General features: G+C 53.6%; 13 protein-coding genes. All 13 read right to left on the reverse strand.

The window, feature by feature from the left end:
- Nucleotides 1-10: 10 nt before the first annotated feature.
- The gene (locus ACW44H_RS16340; RefSeq protein WP_457505594.1) at nucleotides 11-1,255 is read right to left on the reverse strand and encodes a hypothetical protein; all 1,245 of its coding nucleotides are present in this window, start codon (nucleotides 1,253-1,255) and stop codon (nucleotides 11-13) included.
- Nucleotides 1,219-1,599, reverse strand: coding sequence for a hypothetical protein (locus ACW44H_RS16345; RefSeq protein WP_457505595.1), 381 nt, complete (start codon nucleotides 1,597-1,599; stop codon nucleotides 1,219-1,221). Before ACW44H_RS16345 ends, ACW44H_RS16340 begins: the two co-directional genes overlap by 37 nt.
- A 200-nt stretch (nucleotides 1,600-1,799) precedes the next feature.
- Nucleotides 1,800-2,201 (reverse strand): hypothetical protein, encoded by a 402-nt coding sequence (locus ACW44H_RS16350; protein WP_457505596.1) that lies wholly within the window; start codon nucleotides 2,199-2,201, stop codon nucleotides 1,800-1,802.
- Between the two features lie 336 nt (nucleotides 2,202-2,537).
- Nucleotides 2,538-3,275, reverse strand: coding sequence for a hypothetical protein (locus ACW44H_RS16355; protein ID WP_457505597.1), 738 nt, complete (start codon nucleotides 3,273-3,275; stop codon nucleotides 2,538-2,540).
- A gap of 38 nt (nucleotides 3,276-3,313) precedes the next feature.
- The gene (locus ACW44H_RS16360; protein WP_457505598.1) at nucleotides 3,314-3,808 is read right to left on the reverse strand and encodes a hypothetical protein; all 495 of its coding nucleotides are present in this window, start codon (nucleotides 3,806-3,808) and stop codon (nucleotides 3,314-3,316) included.
- A gap of 125 nt (nucleotides 3,809-3,933) precedes the next feature.
- Nucleotides 3,934-4,695: a hypothetical protein gene (locus ACW44H_RS16365; protein WP_457505599.1), complete on the reverse strand. Its 762-nt coding sequence runs from the start codon at nucleotides 4,693-4,695 to the stop codon at nucleotides 3,934-3,936.
- Nucleotides 4,696-4,717: 22 nt separating this feature from the next.
- Nucleotides 4,718-8,077, reverse strand: coding sequence for a T6SS effector BTH_I2691 family protein (locus ACW44H_RS16370; RefSeq protein WP_457505600.1), 3,360 nt, complete (start codon nucleotides 8,075-8,077; stop codon nucleotides 4,718-4,720).
- Nucleotides 8,070-9,008, reverse strand: coding sequence for a DUF4123 domain-containing protein (locus ACW44H_RS16375; protein ID WP_457505601.1), 939 nt, complete (start codon nucleotides 9,006-9,008; stop codon nucleotides 8,070-8,072). The genes ACW44H_RS16370 and ACW44H_RS16375 overlap by 8 nt, the downstream gene beginning before the upstream one ends.
- A complete protein-coding gene (locus ACW44H_RS16380; protein WP_457505602.1) occupies nucleotides 9,009-11,069 on the reverse strand; it encodes a type VI secretion system Vgr family protein in 2,061 nt (686 codons plus the stop codon).
- A 4-nt stretch (nucleotides 11,070-11,073) separates the two neighbouring features.
- Nucleotides 11,074-11,613, reverse strand: a complete 540-nt coding sequence (locus tag ACW44H_RS16385; protein WP_457505603.1) for a hypothetical protein — start codon at nucleotides 11,611-11,613, stop codon at nucleotides 11,074-11,076.
- The gene (locus ACW44H_RS16390) at nucleotides 11,607-12,500 is read right to left on the reverse strand and encodes a type VI secretion system PAAR protein (RefSeq protein WP_457505604.1); all 894 of its coding nucleotides are present in this window, start codon (nucleotides 12,498-12,500) and stop codon (nucleotides 11,607-11,609) included. Before ACW44H_RS16390 ends, ACW44H_RS16385 begins: the two co-directional genes overlap by 7 nt.
- Nucleotides 12,501-12,566: 66 nt before the next feature.
- Nucleotides 12,567-13,154: a GNAT family N-acetyltransferase gene (locus tag ACW44H_RS16395; RefSeq protein ID WP_457505605.1), complete on the reverse strand. Its 588-nt coding sequence runs from the start codon at nucleotides 13,152-13,154 to the stop codon at nucleotides 12,567-12,569.
- The gene (gene tssM / locus ACW44H_RS16400; RefSeq protein WP_457505606.1) at nucleotides 13,138-16,743 is read right to left on the reverse strand and encodes a type VI secretion system membrane subunit TssM; all 3,606 of its coding nucleotides are present in this window, start codon (nucleotides 16,741-16,743) and stop codon (nucleotides 13,138-13,140) included. The genes ACW44H_RS16395 and tssM overlap by 17 nt, the downstream gene beginning before the upstream one ends.
- Nucleotides 16,744-16,752 lie beyond the last annotated feature (9 nt).

Below are 16,752 nucleotides of genomic sequence, written 5' to 3' on the forward strand. Positions count from 1 at the left end.
CTTTTTTAAATCAGGCCTTGGGTAGCGTCAGTGATAAGGACTCTGAGCTGTCTGCGTATTGGTAACGCTTATCGGTCTCTACAACACCGTTCCCCTGGCTAGGTTCTTTTTTGTAGAAGGGAAAACGCAACGCGCCCTGGCTATCGCTGTAGATCGCTTCGTCATATACAACCTCCACCAGAAACGCCTGCCCTTCGGGTAGTTGTTCCACCGATAACCAGGCCTGCCATACTCGTAACGGGTCATCCGCGCTATAAGAAACAGACTCAGGTAGCTGCTGGGGTACTTCCGATGACGGCGACGTTTGAACGCTATCCGAGGGAGCCCAAGCCCCTGCCGCCAAGCGCTCCGAGATAGTGATGGTTTCGCCTGCCAGGCTGGCAGGCAGGGCCAATTGCACCCAGTAGCCTTGTATGATGGGCACACGCCTACCTGGCGAGTAGGGCGACATGGTACGAGAGGTATCAAACTCCGCGCCCAGGGTTGTAACGGGCGTTAGCTTGAGGGAAGGTTCAAGCAGCGCTTCATTCAAGGCACGTAACTCGGCGTTATTGCCCGTGTCACTTCTCGACCACTTATTGCCTTTCCCCCATGTGCTTTGATAAAGCCATAAGCGCACCCCCTCTCGACGGTAGTTTTCTGCTAACACCGAGAACAGCAGATAGCCAGCGCTGAGTACCAGCATCGCCCAACCTGCCCAGGGTGCCATTATCCAGCCAAACGCAAACCAGCGGCTCAATGAAGCGCCAACCAATTGCGCACCACTAACACCTGTCATACCTACCGTCATGAAAAACTTTGCTGTTAGGGCTTGTTGCTCTTCTATATTTGTTGAGTCATTGCGCTGCTGCCATATCTGCCACGACTCCACTCCCGCCCCAATCGCCGCAAAAGCGGCTAAACCGGCAACTCGACTAGCTAGTTTGGCAGCAATCCTAGAAATGCTAGATTGTCCTGCGACTTTCCATGCGGATATATCCGCACCCGTAACATTGGTCATTGACCCACGCAATGGAGCCAAGTTTTTAGCATGCCGCTGCCAATAGGGCATTACCCAAAGCGACATCACTGCAGCGGTGGCGTAACTGCCCTGACTGGCAAGGGTGGTCATCTCCTCCCGGTCAACACCATCCTTCTGGGCACTGAGCATAGTATTGGTCACATTCACTAGATTGACGGCGGCAATCAGTAGCGGTAGACCACCGATGCCCCGGGCATTTATCCAGCGCTCCATACGCTGGCGTGCCGCTGCCACATTCGCCGCCGTGCGGCCAAGCCGTTGCCGATGCTGTCGCGTAATTCACCAAACCCAAGGTCGGCCAGTACGGCGGCATTGGCTTGAGTGCCACCCCCAACGGTAAAGCGTTTCGGTTCGTTTAACGCCAGCGAGCGTTGCTCCTGCTCAAGCTGGGTAATATCGCGATGGATACTGGCACGCCCCCCGGGCGACATAGGCATGCTCAACCTGCGAGTGAGTCGCGAGATTGATTGCGACAAGCGCTGCATGTCTCGCCGCCAGCGGCGGTGTTGTGCACGTGCTGCATCATGACGCTCCAAATAAAGGCCATCGTTGTCAAGGTGAACAAACGCCACCACCATGGTAATGGAGAGGTTTCTTGCTAGCTGCTGCGCTGCAATTTGAGAGCCTGCCCCTGCGGCCGGGAGGTTCCACCAGCAGTAGCTGCCTCTGCGCGAAGAGCGTGAATTTTACTCATTCATTTATCACTCTTGATCAAAACGCTAAAACTGTGGATCCCACAGCTTCAACCAGATAGGCTTTTCAAAACACATTAAAGACTTCAAAAGAACCATTCTTTTATATATAAAAACGTCCCTCCTGCCAGTATAAATAACGCACAAGGAATATAAGTACAGAGTGGAAATGCCACAATAAATTTTATCTTACCAGGTATCTTATCCACTTCAACCGTATCAAAAGCGTGAGGAAACTTGTTTCTAACAAACTTTGAATTTCGAAAAAATAAAAAAAACCCATAGCTTGCTGCCCTACCCATTTCCCAAGGCCATAAGCCATTAATTCCTCTGTGTGGAAAGTCGGGGCTATCGAAATACTGATCTAATTTTTCCATATAAAAAATCAACATCACACCCCATATTATAAGCGTCAAGCAAGCAATAACTATTGCTAGTGCTGAAAAAGCAAAAAAAAGAAACTCTGCATCAATCGTTTCAATTACCATATATAAGCTGCCCTCCCCACTCACCTACACCTTCTCCAACATTTCCTCCGATCTCGCCGCCTACATAACCAGCGCCGCCAACCACAGCTAGGCCGCACAATAAAGCGCCAACGCCAGCAGTAGAGGCACCCAGCGCCACGCAAATCCCGCCAGCTAAATAACCCGCAGCACCACCTGCCACTGCACCACCTGCACCCCCCCCACCAAAGCTTGCTCCCTCTCTAATTCGAGCCCTTTGGCACTCTTCTTCACGCCCAGAGGTACATGCTTCAACTGTATTTGAATATGTGTGATAGTCTATGCACCTTTTTATTGGTCTAATTAACATCAACAGAATCAAACATGATAAACGTCAAACTTCCCTTCAATTACCGGGGTGTCAGGAAGGTTTTTTTTAAGATAGCTCAACACATCATCATATTTTGCTTTAGGAATAAAAATTGCTTTAACAAAATTCTTCATTTCCTTTCCCGTTTCTGGGTGATCCCAGAACAAGTTCAAGCCAATAATACTTCTCTTTGAATAAGCATAGATATTCTGTGCATCCCGCCAGGCAACATCATCTTCCATCTGATTACGGGCCATCGACTGGTAATCTTTAGAGTTACCCATCAACGCCGCCATAATGCCAATCCCAACAGGGCCAATCGCAGCAATAATGAAGTCGGGATTCACAAACACTAAAAACAACACCCCAATACCTGAGATGATAGCTGTCCATTTCATCACCGGCTTAACCGAGTCTACCTGAGGCTTCCAGGAAAACACTTCGATGCGTTTATCGGTTAGCCGATACACAATAATGGTCGTTTGGTGGGTCATACTCATCCCAATCAACAATAGAAACATGAACATTCCACCCCCTAATAATAGAGATGACATAAAATGCTCATTAAAAAAATACATAGCAAGCGCACCTGCAATAGCAATGCATACAATAATTAAGAACATTATATTGGCAATAAACGTATTGTAATCTCGTGTGCGGATCTGCCACGTCATAATCACTGGCTCATCGGTATGCTTCCAAGGCATTTCTGCTACATAGTCCCGCTTGGGTTGAATAAACCACATGATGAATACTCTCTTTTTAAATCAGGCAGTGGGTAACGTCAGTGAAAAGGACTCTGAGCTGTCTGCGTATTGGTAGCGCTTATCGGTCCATCCCCCTGGCTGGGCTTTTTTTTGTAGAAGGGAAAACGCAACGCACCCTGGCTATCGCTGTAGATCGCTTGGTCATATACAACCTCCACCAGAAACGCCTGTCCTTCGGGTAGTTGTTCCACCGATAACCAGGCCTGCCATACTCGTAACGGGTCATCCGCGCTATAAGAAACAGACTCAGGTAGCTGCTGGGGTACTTCCGATGACGGTGACGTTTGAACGCTATCCGAAGGAGCCCAACCACCTGACGCCAAGCGCTCTGAGACAGTGATGGTTTCCCCTGACAGGCTGGCGGGCAGGGCCAACTGCACCCAGTAGCCTTGGATGATGGGTACACGCCTACCTAGGGAGTAGGGTGACATGGTACGAGAGGAATCGAACTCCGCTCCCAGGGTTGTCACGGGCGTTAGCTTGAGGGAAGGTTCAAGCAGCGCTTCATTCAAAGCACGTAACTCGGCGTTATTGTCCGTGTCACTCCCCGACCACTTATTGCCTTTCCCCCGTGTGCTTTGGTAAAGCCAGAGGCATACGTCGCTGTGAGAGCATTCTATAAAACTCAGACAAGCAACTAGTCTACTGAAAAAGCAAAATGAGACTCTACATCTAGTTTGCACTCACGATAAGGTGTAGTGGGAAGTTTCTCCTTAAAAAAAGCAATACGATTTTCAAACTCTGCCCTATGACAATAAAGCGTCTTATAACCAGTGTACTGTGAGCCGTCCTCATTATAGTAAGTAAAGCGAAATCCTATGATAGCCCTTTTCCTCCACACAGCCATCTCTTCGGCATCTTGCCAGTCAATCTCATAGTGTTGACTATTCCTCAACATCGATTGATGGTCTTTTGAATTACCCATCAGCGCCGCCATAACGCCAATGCCAACAGGGCCAATCGCCGCCATTATCAAGTCAGGGTTCACCAAGACCAGAAACAATACCGCCACACCGGAAATAATCGCCGTCCACTTCATTACCGGCTTTACAGAATCGACTTGCGGTTTCCATGAAACCACTTCGATGCGTTTATCGGTTAGCCGATACACAATAATGGTCGTTTGGTGACTTATGCTCATACCTATTAACAAAACAAAAAATCCACTTCCCCCTCCTAGCAAAAGTGCGTAAAAAACAGATTCATTATATGAATACATGGCATAAAAAAGCCCTCCCCCCACAGCAAAAGAAACCATAAAAATAAAAACGAAATACAAATTGGCAATAAATGTATTGTAATCACGTACACGAATCTGCCACGCCATAACCACTGGTTCATCGGCATGCTTCCAGGGCATTGCTGCTATATAGTCCCGCTTGGGTTGAATAAACCACATGATGAATACTCTCTTTTTTAAATCAGGCAGTGGGTAGCGTCAGTGATAAGGACTCTGAGCTGTCTGCGTATTGGTAACGCTTATCGGTCTCTACAACGCCATCCCCCTGGCTGGGCTCTTTTTTGTAGAAGGGAAAACGCAACACGCCCTGGCTATCGCTGTAGATCACTTCGTCATACACAACCTCCACCAGAAAAGCCTGCCCTTCGGGTAGCTGATCCACCGACAACCAGGCCTGCCATACCCGAAGCGGGTCATCCGCGCTATAAGAAACAGACTCAGGCAGCTGCTGGGGCACTTCCGATGACGGCGACGTTTGAACGCTATCCGAGTGTGCCCAGGCACCTGCCGCCAAGCGCTCTGAAATAGTGATGGTTTCCCCTGACAAGCTGGCAGGCAGGGCCAACTGCACCCAGTAGCCTTGTATGATGGGTACACGCCTACCTGGGGAGTAAGGGGACATGGTACGAGAGGAATCGAACTCCGCACCCAGGGTGGTCACGGCCGTTAGCTTGAGGGATGGTTCAAGCAGCGCTTCATTCAAGGCGCGTAACTCGGCGTTATTGTCATCGTCGCTGCCCGACCACTTATTGCCATTCCCCCATGTGCTTTGATAAAGCCAAAGGCGTACCCCCTCTCGACGATAATGCTCTGCCAACCCGGAGAACAGCAGGTAACCTATGCTGAGCACCAGCATCGCCCAACCTGCCCAAGCTGCCATTATCCAGCCAAACGCGACCCAGCGCCCTAAAAGCGCGCCACCCAACTGCACAATACCAACACCCGCCATAGTTCCAGTCATGGTAAGTTTTGCTAATAGCGCTTGTCTCTCATCATCAGCGGTTGAGCTATTAAATTGCTGCCATATCTGCCACGACTCTATCCCGGCCCCAATCGCCGCAAAAGCAGCCAAACCGGCTACCCGGCTAGCTAGTTTGGCGGCAAGACGCCCTATATGCGCCTGATTAGCTTTGTTCCATTTGGCTATCCCTGCTGCCGTTATCTTGGTTGTATTACCAAATAGCGACGCCGTTTGATTAGCGTGCTGCTGCCAATAGGGCAGCACCCAAAGCGACATTACCGCGGCGGTGGCGTAACTTCCCTGGCTGGCAAGGGTGGTCATTTCCTCGCGGTCAACACCATCCTTCTGGGCGCTGAGCATGGTATTTGTCACATTGACTAGATTGACGGCGGCAATCAGTAGCGGTAGACCTCCGATGCCCCGGGCATTTATCCAGCGCTCCATACGCTGGCGTGCCGCTGCCACATTCGCCGCCGTGCGGCCAAGCCGTTGCCGATGCTGTTCGCGTAGTTCACCAAACCCAAGATCGGCCAGTACGGCGGCATTGGCTTGAGTGCCGCCCCCAAGGGTAAAGCGTTTCGGTTCGTTTAGCGCCAGCGAGCGTTGCTCCTGCTCAAGCTGAGTAATATCGCGATGGATACTGGCGCGCCCTCCGGGCGACATAGGCAGACTCAACCTGCGCGTGAGCCGCGAGATTGACTGCGACAAGCGCTGCATGTCTCGCCACCAGCGGCGGTGTTGTGCACGCGCTGCATCATGACGCTCCAAATAAAGGCCATCGTTGTCAGGGTGAACAAACGCCACCACCATGGTAATGGAGAGGTTTCTTGCTAGCTGCTGCGCTGCAATTTGAGAGCCTGCCCCTGCGGCCGGGAGCGCATGATAAGCAATTATTTGCCAACTGGCTTTCCCCGCCCCTGCAGCGGCCTGCTTAAGCACCTCAAAGGTGTCTCTGATGTGAGGAGCCAAGGCTTGGAACACTTTAGATTGTTGGACATGCTCATACCCTAGGACCGTCCCAAGATTAACGGCGACATTGCCTACATTCAGCAAGTCTCCCATCTCAACGCCTTCCCCTTGATCATCTGGATCACCGGCGATCAGCCATTGAAGGGCCACTTGATCTAATGCCTGCGCCAACGTAGGGGAAAAGTTGTAAAAGCTCGTCCCGATCAGGGTATCGCGTTCACGGAAGGTGCGAGTCAACCATTCTCGCCCTTTCTCGCTCGCTCCCACGGACTCGATACAGAATGCACAAAGGTCCATCAGTTGTTGGCTTTGCGGCTGATCACAGGGGTCATAGCCAATTGCTTCCCCTTCGAACGGTAGACGCTCTAGCCATGTCAGCGTGTCTTCAAGAATGCTGTCCACATGCTGCTGCAAGCGCTCAAGGCGTGGTTGATAGGTGGCAATAAAGTCTACGGCTTCGTCGTAGCGTACGTCATCGCGCCATTGACGCTTCCCTTTCCAGGCCTCCATGTCGTCGCTACTCGGAGGTTCAATCCCTAAAGCTTCCAAGTTGGAATCAATTGTCTCGAGACGTTCTTCGTGATGACGCTGCAGAGTTGAGCCCTGCTGACCAAAGGGAGAGCCGCGGTTAACAGCGTTAGACATTTCCTGGGCCTGCTGGGCTTCCAGTCGCTGTTGGAGCAGTTCCTTAGCCTGGATGCGCAACTCAGGGTCATCCCGAATTGCCTGAGGTAAATCGCTATCGTCAGGTCCACAAAGGGTCTGCGCTACCTGGGCCACTTCCAATGGGTGGCCATACTCATCGTTGAAGGCTTCGAGTTCGGCTTGTCGCCCCATTAGCGCCATGGTCAGGTCGTTAACGATACCCAAATCATCATCAAGCGCTACAAAGAGTGCCTCGTCGTGATGTTCAACAGTCGCCAGCACGCTGTCCTGGGTGATTTCTGGCTTTACCGCGAGCAGCTCATAGGCACTCTCACCCCCACCATCTCCCTCGCTATTTTCCGAGTCAATTTCCCGTTCAACGGTCGATACGGTGGTGGTCGTAAAGCCATCAATGGCACCGTTGGGGGTAATATCGGCGACGTGCTCCGCGAGCTGGGTTAAAGGCCCTGCGTGGGCAGAGAATGAGGTGCCGTTGGCAGTGGCGTTCAGCGCCGCCATCAGGTTTACCGGGCGCATCAGGCGCTGGCGCGCGTCGGTGTTTTCGAGCATGTACTCGCGAATGCGATCGGTCCACTGCACCGATGAGTAGGCTAGCGCGATAGAGGCGTGGGTCGAATACGTAAGATGAGGGGCGCCACTGAAGGTCGCCCCTTCAACGCGGTATTCGTCGAGCCGCTGTTCACCCTCTTCTTCCACCCACACGTAAAGCCAGCCATCACGCAGTTGGCGTATTGTATAACTGCGGGTTTCGATATCAGGATAGTCCGGTGCCTGTCCGGCAATCGGGTGAGGCGCCGAAGCGCCTGCTTCAGCGGGCGCTTCATCAATGGCATAGCGGACGGGGAAAAGGGCGACGTCGATGAGTAAGGGGCACATACCTGTGCCAAAGGAGGTTTCATCGAACTGGGAATCGCGAGCTTGGGCCTGTGCATCCGTGTTAGCCATGGGAGACCTCGTCGGTGAAAGGTGATGCGGGATGAAGCGTCATGTCAGCAGTCTCCGCCGCTGGCGTCCGGCTCCATGTGTCTAGTGCATAAAGCTGCTCTTGTCTTGAAAGCACCGCTGATTTGGGGTCTTGGGCAAGCCAGCGGGTATACAAGCCGTCGCTTGCGGCCATGAAGCCATCGCCCCAACGCAGGCTTAAGTCGAGCCAAATAGCGAGCTGGCGTTCCGTGCTGGCCCCCCACGCGCGGGCATCGTCCAAGCGTTCGTCAAGCCATCGACCACGACCCTCAATCGAAAGGCGTTGCCACGCCTCGGCCGCATGCTCGCTAAAGTAATCCGTCAGGCGCTCCTTGAGTTGCCAGCGGGCCACCGCCTCAAGGGCCGCAAACTGGTCACGCCCCATCGGTGGGAACGTATCTGACGGCACTGTCGTAGTAGACTCGTCACTGGGCTGAGGCCGAAATGCCTGCCACCTGACGGGGCGTAGCTTGGTCCAGTTAGGCGCCCAGTCCGCCACCCACCACGTATCAATGGGACCCATGAGAGCTGCCGGGAGGGCATTGTCATAGCTGCTCAACCAGTGTCTGGTGACCAGGGGATCAGCGAAGCGCAGTAGCTGCTCCTGCCCGCTTTCCCCGTTAAAGGTCACCAACCGACAAAGGTGCTGGCTCAATTCGCCCGTGCTTGCTTGACTGCTCAGTAATGACAGCGCGCGATACCCCTCTTCGTCGCGAGCGTCCGCGTCATCTACGAAGCCATTACGTTTAAGGCGCACCAGAATAGGCCCCTGATCGGCTAACGATGACCAGCGGGTCATCAGGTAGAGGGGCTCGATTTCATCGACGTCATTGCGGCTATACAAGCGTTGGAGCGCATTGGGGTAACGAACGCCATCCACCAATGCATGCGTCATCCCCTGTGGTCGTTCCATCTAGAGTGTTCCCTGGCTCGGATCTTCACAAATCTCACAGCTTGGCGGTGCCTTCAGCAGCGTTTTAAGCTGGGCGGGCCGATTGACAGGCGCAACGGCCTGGTGGCTCTCTGTCTCTGCTTCCTCCGCCAACCGCGGCCCCTGAGCGGCCTGCCCACTGCCACTGCCGGGGCTGCCGCCGGAGTTGATCTTGACCTGCGGGCCGACGATGGTGACGCCGCTGGGGTCGATTTTCAGAAAGCTGCCGCCAGCTTTGAGGGTGATTTCCGCGCCTGCTTCGATCACCACCTTCATGCCGGCCTTGTGGTGCACTTCCTGTCCGGCTTCCATCAGGTGCGCTTGGCCGATCTTTTCGTGGCGGGTGCCGTTGATCTTCAGGTGGTCGTCGCCGTCTACCTGGGTGTGACGGTTGTTGTGCACCGTGTGGTGGTCGTCGTTGTCGATCTCGCTGATGCGGTCGTTGTGCACCTTGAGGTGGCTGTCGCGGCGGATCTCTTCGGTGCGGTCGTTAAGCGTCAGTAGCTCAAGGTCTTTCTGGGCGTGGAGCCATATCTGCTCTTCGCCGGCCTGGTCTTCAAAGCGCAGTTCGTTGAAGCCCTCGGCCTTGTGGCTTTGGGTGCGCAGCACTGTGCGGGTCTTGTGTTCGGGCAGCGGGTACGGCGCGGTATTCACCGCGTGGTAGGTGCGTCCGGTGACCAGCGGCTGGTCGGGGTCGCCTTCCAGGAAGGAAACGATAACTTCATGGCCGATGCGCGGGATGGCGATGCTGCCGTAGCCGCCACCTGCCCAGCCCTGGGCGACGCGTACCCAGCAACTTGCCGTGTCGTTGGGTTCAGCGTAGCGATCCCAGGGGAACTGCACTTTGACCCGGCCGTGTTCGTCGCAGTGAATCTCTTCGCCGTCGGGGCCGACCACAAAGGCCACCTGGGGGCCATCGACGCGCGGTTTTGGGTTGGGCGTGGCGCGCCAGGGGGTATTCCCGGGGATGAGCGTGACCTGGTTGTGGTAGCGGGTCATACCGGCCGCATCGCCCTGTAGCTCTTTACCGGCAACCATGCCATCCTCTTCCAGCGCCTGGGGTTGCTCGCCGAAGTGGCTTACTTCAATGGCCTGCCAATCGCGGTTGAGACTTTCGGTATCGTGATCGGTCAGGGTGAAGCGCAGTCCTGGGGCAAGTTCGGGCAGATCGCTTTCTGCTTGGGCGGTAATAACCTCGCGGCGCAGCTGTTCTAGGCGAATGCGGGTAAAAGGCTTACCGGAGGCATCCTGCTTGTAGCGGCCAGGGTAGTCGAAGTGTTCGTAATCGGCGTTTTGTCCGTGTTGCTCAACATCGCGGCCCAGATGCTCATGCAACTGCGCATACGCCGGATTTTTAAAGCTGTAATCTTTTAACGTCGCCGTCGCGGCGGCCACGCGTGCCGTGTGGCTGAGTTTGCGCACATGGCGAGTGGGGGCGGTACCTCCTGCGCGGCTGTGGTAGATGCGCTCGCCCACGTTGGTCAGTACTTTTGGATCATCGGCAAAGATTAAGCGGTGGGTGCCGCTGTCACTCTCTTCAAATTCATGAAAGTAGAACAAGCCTTCTTCGGCAGCTAAACGCTCAATAAAGGCGAGGTCGGTCTCGCGGTACTGTACACAGTACTCACGCTGCTCCAGCTCGCGGGAGACGGCAAAACTCACATCGGTAATGCCCCGCTCATCACACAGGGTATTAATGATGGTGAGCGGGTCGACTTTCTGGAATATCCGCGAGTTCTGGCGCAGCGATAGCCGCCACAGGGCGGGTCGCAGTACGAGGGAATAAAACGTGCGGCGGTGGCCTCGGTCGCCACGGCCAAACTCACTGATAATGCCATGCACCCGTCGCAGGGGTTCGCCATCTTGCCAAATAGTCAGTGACGCTTCGCGATCCAGTAGCTCGGCGGCATCCAGGTTGCCATCTTTACTCGCGACATTAAGGGCCAACTTAAAGGGTTGAGAGAGCGCTTCATGATGGGTGAAGTCGATCACGGCAATCTCATCAACGCCGGGTAGTGTCAGGATAAATTGTAGGCCGGTCATATTATCATCCTCTGATTTCGTTATTTAGGCAGGCGCCAGCATTCTTATTAAAAGAAAGCGGACCATCCTCTGAGGAAGTTCTTTCAAGCCTGTAAAACCATCCATCTAAAAACATCCAAAGCTTATCTTCCACCACTTCAAAAACATAAGGAGCGACATCTGTGCCTCTATTATAAACATTCAACGTTCTGACATTTTCTCTTTCTGAACCATAGCCGTAGAAATTTCCAAACTTTTCTGATGAACTAGGAACATTACCTTCATTACGATTTAACAGGTGATCTTCAATTTCATAAATAGGATTTTCATAAACTGTTCCATCCCAAAATGAAAACTCACTTTCCTTTAGTTCCACGCCTGCCTCGAGCTGATTAAAAGCGTCCTCGCTGCTTGTCAAACCGCCGCGGTAGCGCTCAACACGGGACACATAATAGGTGCCAAATAATTCTTCAAGCGCGTCCTCCCTTTCAGCAAACTCAGCATTGGCGACTGTAAAAGGAATAAAAACAAAAAAATATATAATTAATTTCCAAATATTTACCATCTTTCGTAAACTCCTTTTGAAAACATCTTCCACTCTGCTGAACGCCGATTTATGAGTCCTTGATTCACTTTTCCTTGAGATATATTCCATGCTTTCCATGCATTTTCAAGAGACGAATAAGGTGTTTCAGCCTGAGGGTCGTTTATTAATTTAGCTGCTGAAGATGAGCTAAAACCGCTAATTCCAGCGTTATAAGCCAGCATAACAGCCGCATCGAATTGGTGAGGTTCAAGGGGAACGTTAATAACACGGTTTACTGTATTTACGAACGGAGCAAGATCATCAGAAAATATTTGTTCAGCTTGTTCAAGAGTGATGCCATTTTGATAAATCGGCCATTCTTGTTGTGAAATAAGGTGCCCATAGCCAATCGTTGCTCCGGGCACCCACTGGTTTATTCCTTCACCAGTTTGATCGTCGTAAGGCATCAAGCGCAGTTGCTCAACATCTTTAAGCCAATCTTTGCCCGCTTCACTCAAAGCCGACGAACTAGCAGGTATAGAGGCCTCTCTGTTAACCGACTCAGATACAGTAGAGCTTGCGGTAGATGCCATAGAAGCAGCAAATGCCATTGCAGAAACGCCGCCAGCCCCAACTATGTCGCCACCCTCCCCTGAACCAGAGCCAATCACAACGCCGCCGCAATCGACGGCGTGGCCGGTCAATGCAGCAGGTTTGCCGTCAATAAGAATCGTGCTGGAACCTTGGGCAATCGACCGTGGGTGCTTGGGATGCTTGGGTTTGTCGTGGGGCTCTAACGGATCGCCCACCCGTGCCACCGGTTTTCCATCCATTATGACCGTACCGCTACCGGCAAGGACGGGCGTCGGGGGAAAGCCATCGTGGTCGATTCCCATATCACCTACGAGTACAAATTTCTGGCCCATTATCACTGCTCCTGTTCCGGTTCTGCGTATTCGACCTGCCTGCCACTGTGCCGTTGCGCTGTCGGATTACTCATCCCACATGGCGGGCGCCTCATAGCTGGCAACATCGAAGGCGTCTACGTATTGGCGGGTAAAGCCTGCCGCTTCTAGGCTATCAATCGCCGAGTGGCAGGCCAGAGGGAGGCGTGTTTGCAGTGGCACACCGCTTAAACTTCGGCGCACCGCCATCAAAAGGCGAGTGCCGTGGCCGCTGCCTTTCCACTCCTGGTCGATGTAGAAATAGCGAAGTTGCCAAGCGGCTTCATCATCCGGTCGGCAGGCAAGCACCATCCCCAGTGGCGGCCCTTCCCCGTGGCGAAGCGCCAGCAGCCGCCCTTGCCAGTGAGCCACGTGGCCCTCTTCCAGCTGCAGCCATAAGCCATGATGAACCGTAAACTCCAACGCCCTACGCAGAGTGTCCAATACACTTTTATCGCGCAGTACCCATGGAGAATGCCCCTTGGCATCCGCCTGGTAGACCGCTTTAATAAAACTATCGATATCCTCACCGCGCGCTTCTTCTAACGGGCGAGCGCGTTTTGCCATACGTCGCTTTTGGCGTATTGAAGGTTGGGGCGCTCCTGGCGTAAACAGCTGCTTAAGTCTGGTCAGCATCGCTACCTCGGTCAGCGTAGAGGGCGGAAGGCAGTTGAAACCCCGATGCCAGTGGCCGCGTAAAGGGATTGGGTGCGCCATTGGCGAATAGGCGATAGCGCATCGTGCCGCCATCCACGTTGAAGCGCAGCTCCAGCTCTCGCTCGCTGATGCTGGTGATATCGGCTTGTTCCAACAACCGGAACCACGCCCAGGCGCCGTCTTGACTCACACTGCGGGGAGAACGGTTCACTTCGCTGGGCACCATGGTGATGAGACTTTCTGTGCCGCCGCGCAGGGTATTGGGCCAAATCATCGAAACGCGTTGGCTGGCGCTGTGGGTATATTCAATCAGTTGGCCATCAACACTGATCACACTGCGCCGCTTATCGGGGCTTAGGCTGATGGGCTCAAGGGCAAACTCAACATCCAAAGCACCATCACGGCTAAAATAGGCGCGACGAATCTGTTCGGCCTGTTGAACGGCCGTAAGCAGGCTATCGCGGAGCAGTGAATTCCCCTCGGCATCCACCAAGTACTCTGGGGCGCCTTCAATAAAGGGTTTTAGGCTCTCTTCATAAAAAGCGTCCAATGTACCGCCGGGCGCGAAAAAATCTTCAAAATCGTTTAGCGCTACCTCACGGCTGGCACCTGGGGCGAGAGGATAGCGGCCGGCCAGGCGCTCTTGATAAGGCGCGACGACATCATCAAGCCAGAGATGTTCCAAGTGACGCGTCGCGCTGGCCATCATCAAGTGCCAGCTCTGATCGGCCAAGTCATGCAACATATTGCCTACCGGCTGAGGCGTGTTATCTGCAATTCGCTGAAGGTTGAAAATCGGGTCATTACCACGCAGCGCGAGCCGATCCCGCACATTGATGAAGGCAGCACGGCCGGCATCGCTCGACTCTTCAATTTCAAGCAAGTAGTCACGCAACGCCGTTACCGCGGCTTTTATCTCTTCAAGCGATGAAGGGTTGTCGTTACGCTCCTGGCTTAGCTGATTGATAGGTGTAAACGGCTGCTCAATGGCTAACGCAAGCTGGTAGCGCTGGGATTGTTGCAGCGCTTTACGAGCCTGCTCATCATCGCCTGGCAGTTCAGGATAAAGGCTGGTATTGCGTTCTACAGCTGCCAATAGCCGATCAAGTGGCCGCTGCGCGCCAACCAACGCATCCGCCACCACGATGGCTTGGTGGATATCCGGCAGAGGAACCAACTGAGTATCACGCAGGGCATCGCGCCAACTAACATGGTAATCACTAACGTAATGTTCGCGTAGCGCCGTTTGCAGTTGCTGCTTATCGGCATCACTAAAGTCAATGTTGTCACGTTGTCCCAGCACCCAAACATCAATCAACGCCAGCTCTGTGGCTCGCTCAAGCTCTTGTAAAAAGTAGTTCTCGAAGCCGTCCCGGGTGACCAGGTGCGGTAAGCGAACATGGTTGGGATTGTCGTTACGCGCCATAAACACGGTATCGAATAGCGTTCCCACGCTACGGCGTAAATCAAGTGGCTCCCCTTGGCGGCTACCGGCTACTTTAAGCGCGGCGTAAACACGCTCATCAATCGGTTGGCGTGAAAGCTCTTCTTGAGCTGCCGTTAGGCTGCCACGAAGAGGGGCCATCGCCTGAGCGGGAAGCTGTTGGCCTTCAGCGATATGGCCCTCCAGATCGCTATGCTCCAACGCGTAATCCAGATGGGTTAAGAGGTGCTTTTGGACCTCGCCTTGCTGGGGGAAATAGCCTTGCCAGCGCTGTGCCATGAAGCGCTCTACCCGCTCCGGTTGTCGGCCGCTAGCATCAGACATCATGCGCAGCACACGCAGCAGTGCCAACTTTTCGTTACTGTCTGGCTCTGCACGGTTCATATCGTCCATGATGCCGATCATCAAGGCAGGTAGGAATTGTTGCTCGAGCATGGCGAGATAGGCACGCTCAATTTGTGCCCCTATGATGTGCCCTTGGTACAGTCCCATATCCGCCAAATAAGGCGTGTGCGTGCGGTACTCAGAAAAAGTTTCCAGCGCATACCGTAGCCGATTTAAGGGCTCTAAAAATTCATAACCACTGGGGTCATCGCTTTGAAATGCCTCAGGCTGAGTAGCTAAAAACGTTTCGGCACGCTCCTCCACAGCAGCAAGAGAAACACTGTTTTTTTGATAGAAATGTGTCCAGCCACCCACTAGACCTATGCCCATAATCAAGCATGCGGCAAGGCTAAGCGTTCGTGCGCGACGTCGCCGTTGAGTGACCCTGGCGTTATCCCCGGCCAAACCCGCTTCTGGGTAAATGACGTTATCGAACAGCTCTTCGGTGAAGTAGAGCGCACTGCGTGTAGCACGGTGAGCAGGCTGAACGCTGTCATCCATGCCGTAACGACGCGCAGCGGCATCTACAAAAGGATCTTCGGGAACGCCTTGCTGGTAGACGGACGTAAAATAAGTGCCACGTACCATCGCTGCTGTGGAGAAACGGTCACTGGATAATGCCTCGGTCAAGAAGCCAAACAGCACATCGCGCAGGCCAGCCAACTGACGTACAAAACGGAATACTGATTCACGCTCTTCGCGGTCACGACAGTCTGAAAGCATGGTCGGCATCAGTTGGTTTAAACGCGCCAGCATAGCGTCGTAGTCAGCTTCAAATTCAGTTTCCCACTTGCCAGCGGTGTCCATTGATGCCGGAGTAAAGGTAAACCCCAGCGGCGCACGGCGTGCATCACGGGAATAGTGTCGAAAGAAATCATCAAAGCCGTGCAGCAAGTCCATTTTGCTAAACGTCACATAAACCGGCAGACGGGTGCCATGACGCTCCATCAACTCTCTCAGGCGGCTGCGTAGCAGTGCCGCATACGCTTTACGCACCGCCACTTGAGCATGGCTCAGCCGGGCTAGATCCAGCACCAAGACCACACCATCCAGAGGACGCTGGGGCCGGTTCCGCTCAAGCCAACCGACAAAATGATCCCATAGCCGGCTCTGTAGCGCCTGCGGTTCGCCTCCTTCCATGGCGCCTTGCGTCAGTAGTTCACCATCGGGGTCGATCAATACGGCTTTATCACCGATCCACCAATCAAAACCGAGCTGCCCTTGCTTGCTGCTTTGGCCGGATGCCTTCATGACATGGGTCAATGCAAAATTTTGCCCAGAACGGTTAATCAAGCTGGTCTTACCTGCGTTCTCCACTCCCATCACCAAGTACCATGGCAGACGGTAGCGGCTACTATTTCCCCCTCCGAGGCTCTCGGTAATTTCGCTTAACACACTATTAAGAGACGCTTCCTGTCGCTCGACTTGAGACATAATCGGGTCTTGCTGGCGCACATCTTCTTGCTGCCGCTCTTCATCAAGCCTGCGTAAACGGCGTGCCAAGCGAACACCCCATACCACGGCGATCAGAGTGACCACCACCAATGTGGCCAACAAGCGATTCGTAAAAGGTGCGAGGGGCATAACACCACCCACTTCCCACCTAGGTCCCAGCCACCAGATCGCGATCAGCAACACGATTAGCAGGACTGCCCAGAGCAGCGTTGAGAGCCACAATAGCCCTTTGGCTTTATTGCCGTGAGCATTAGCCCGATTTTGCGCTGATTGTGCCTGCGACATACCTGGCAC

This window comes from Vreelandella sulfidaeris Esulfide1 (genome assembly GCF_054072535.1).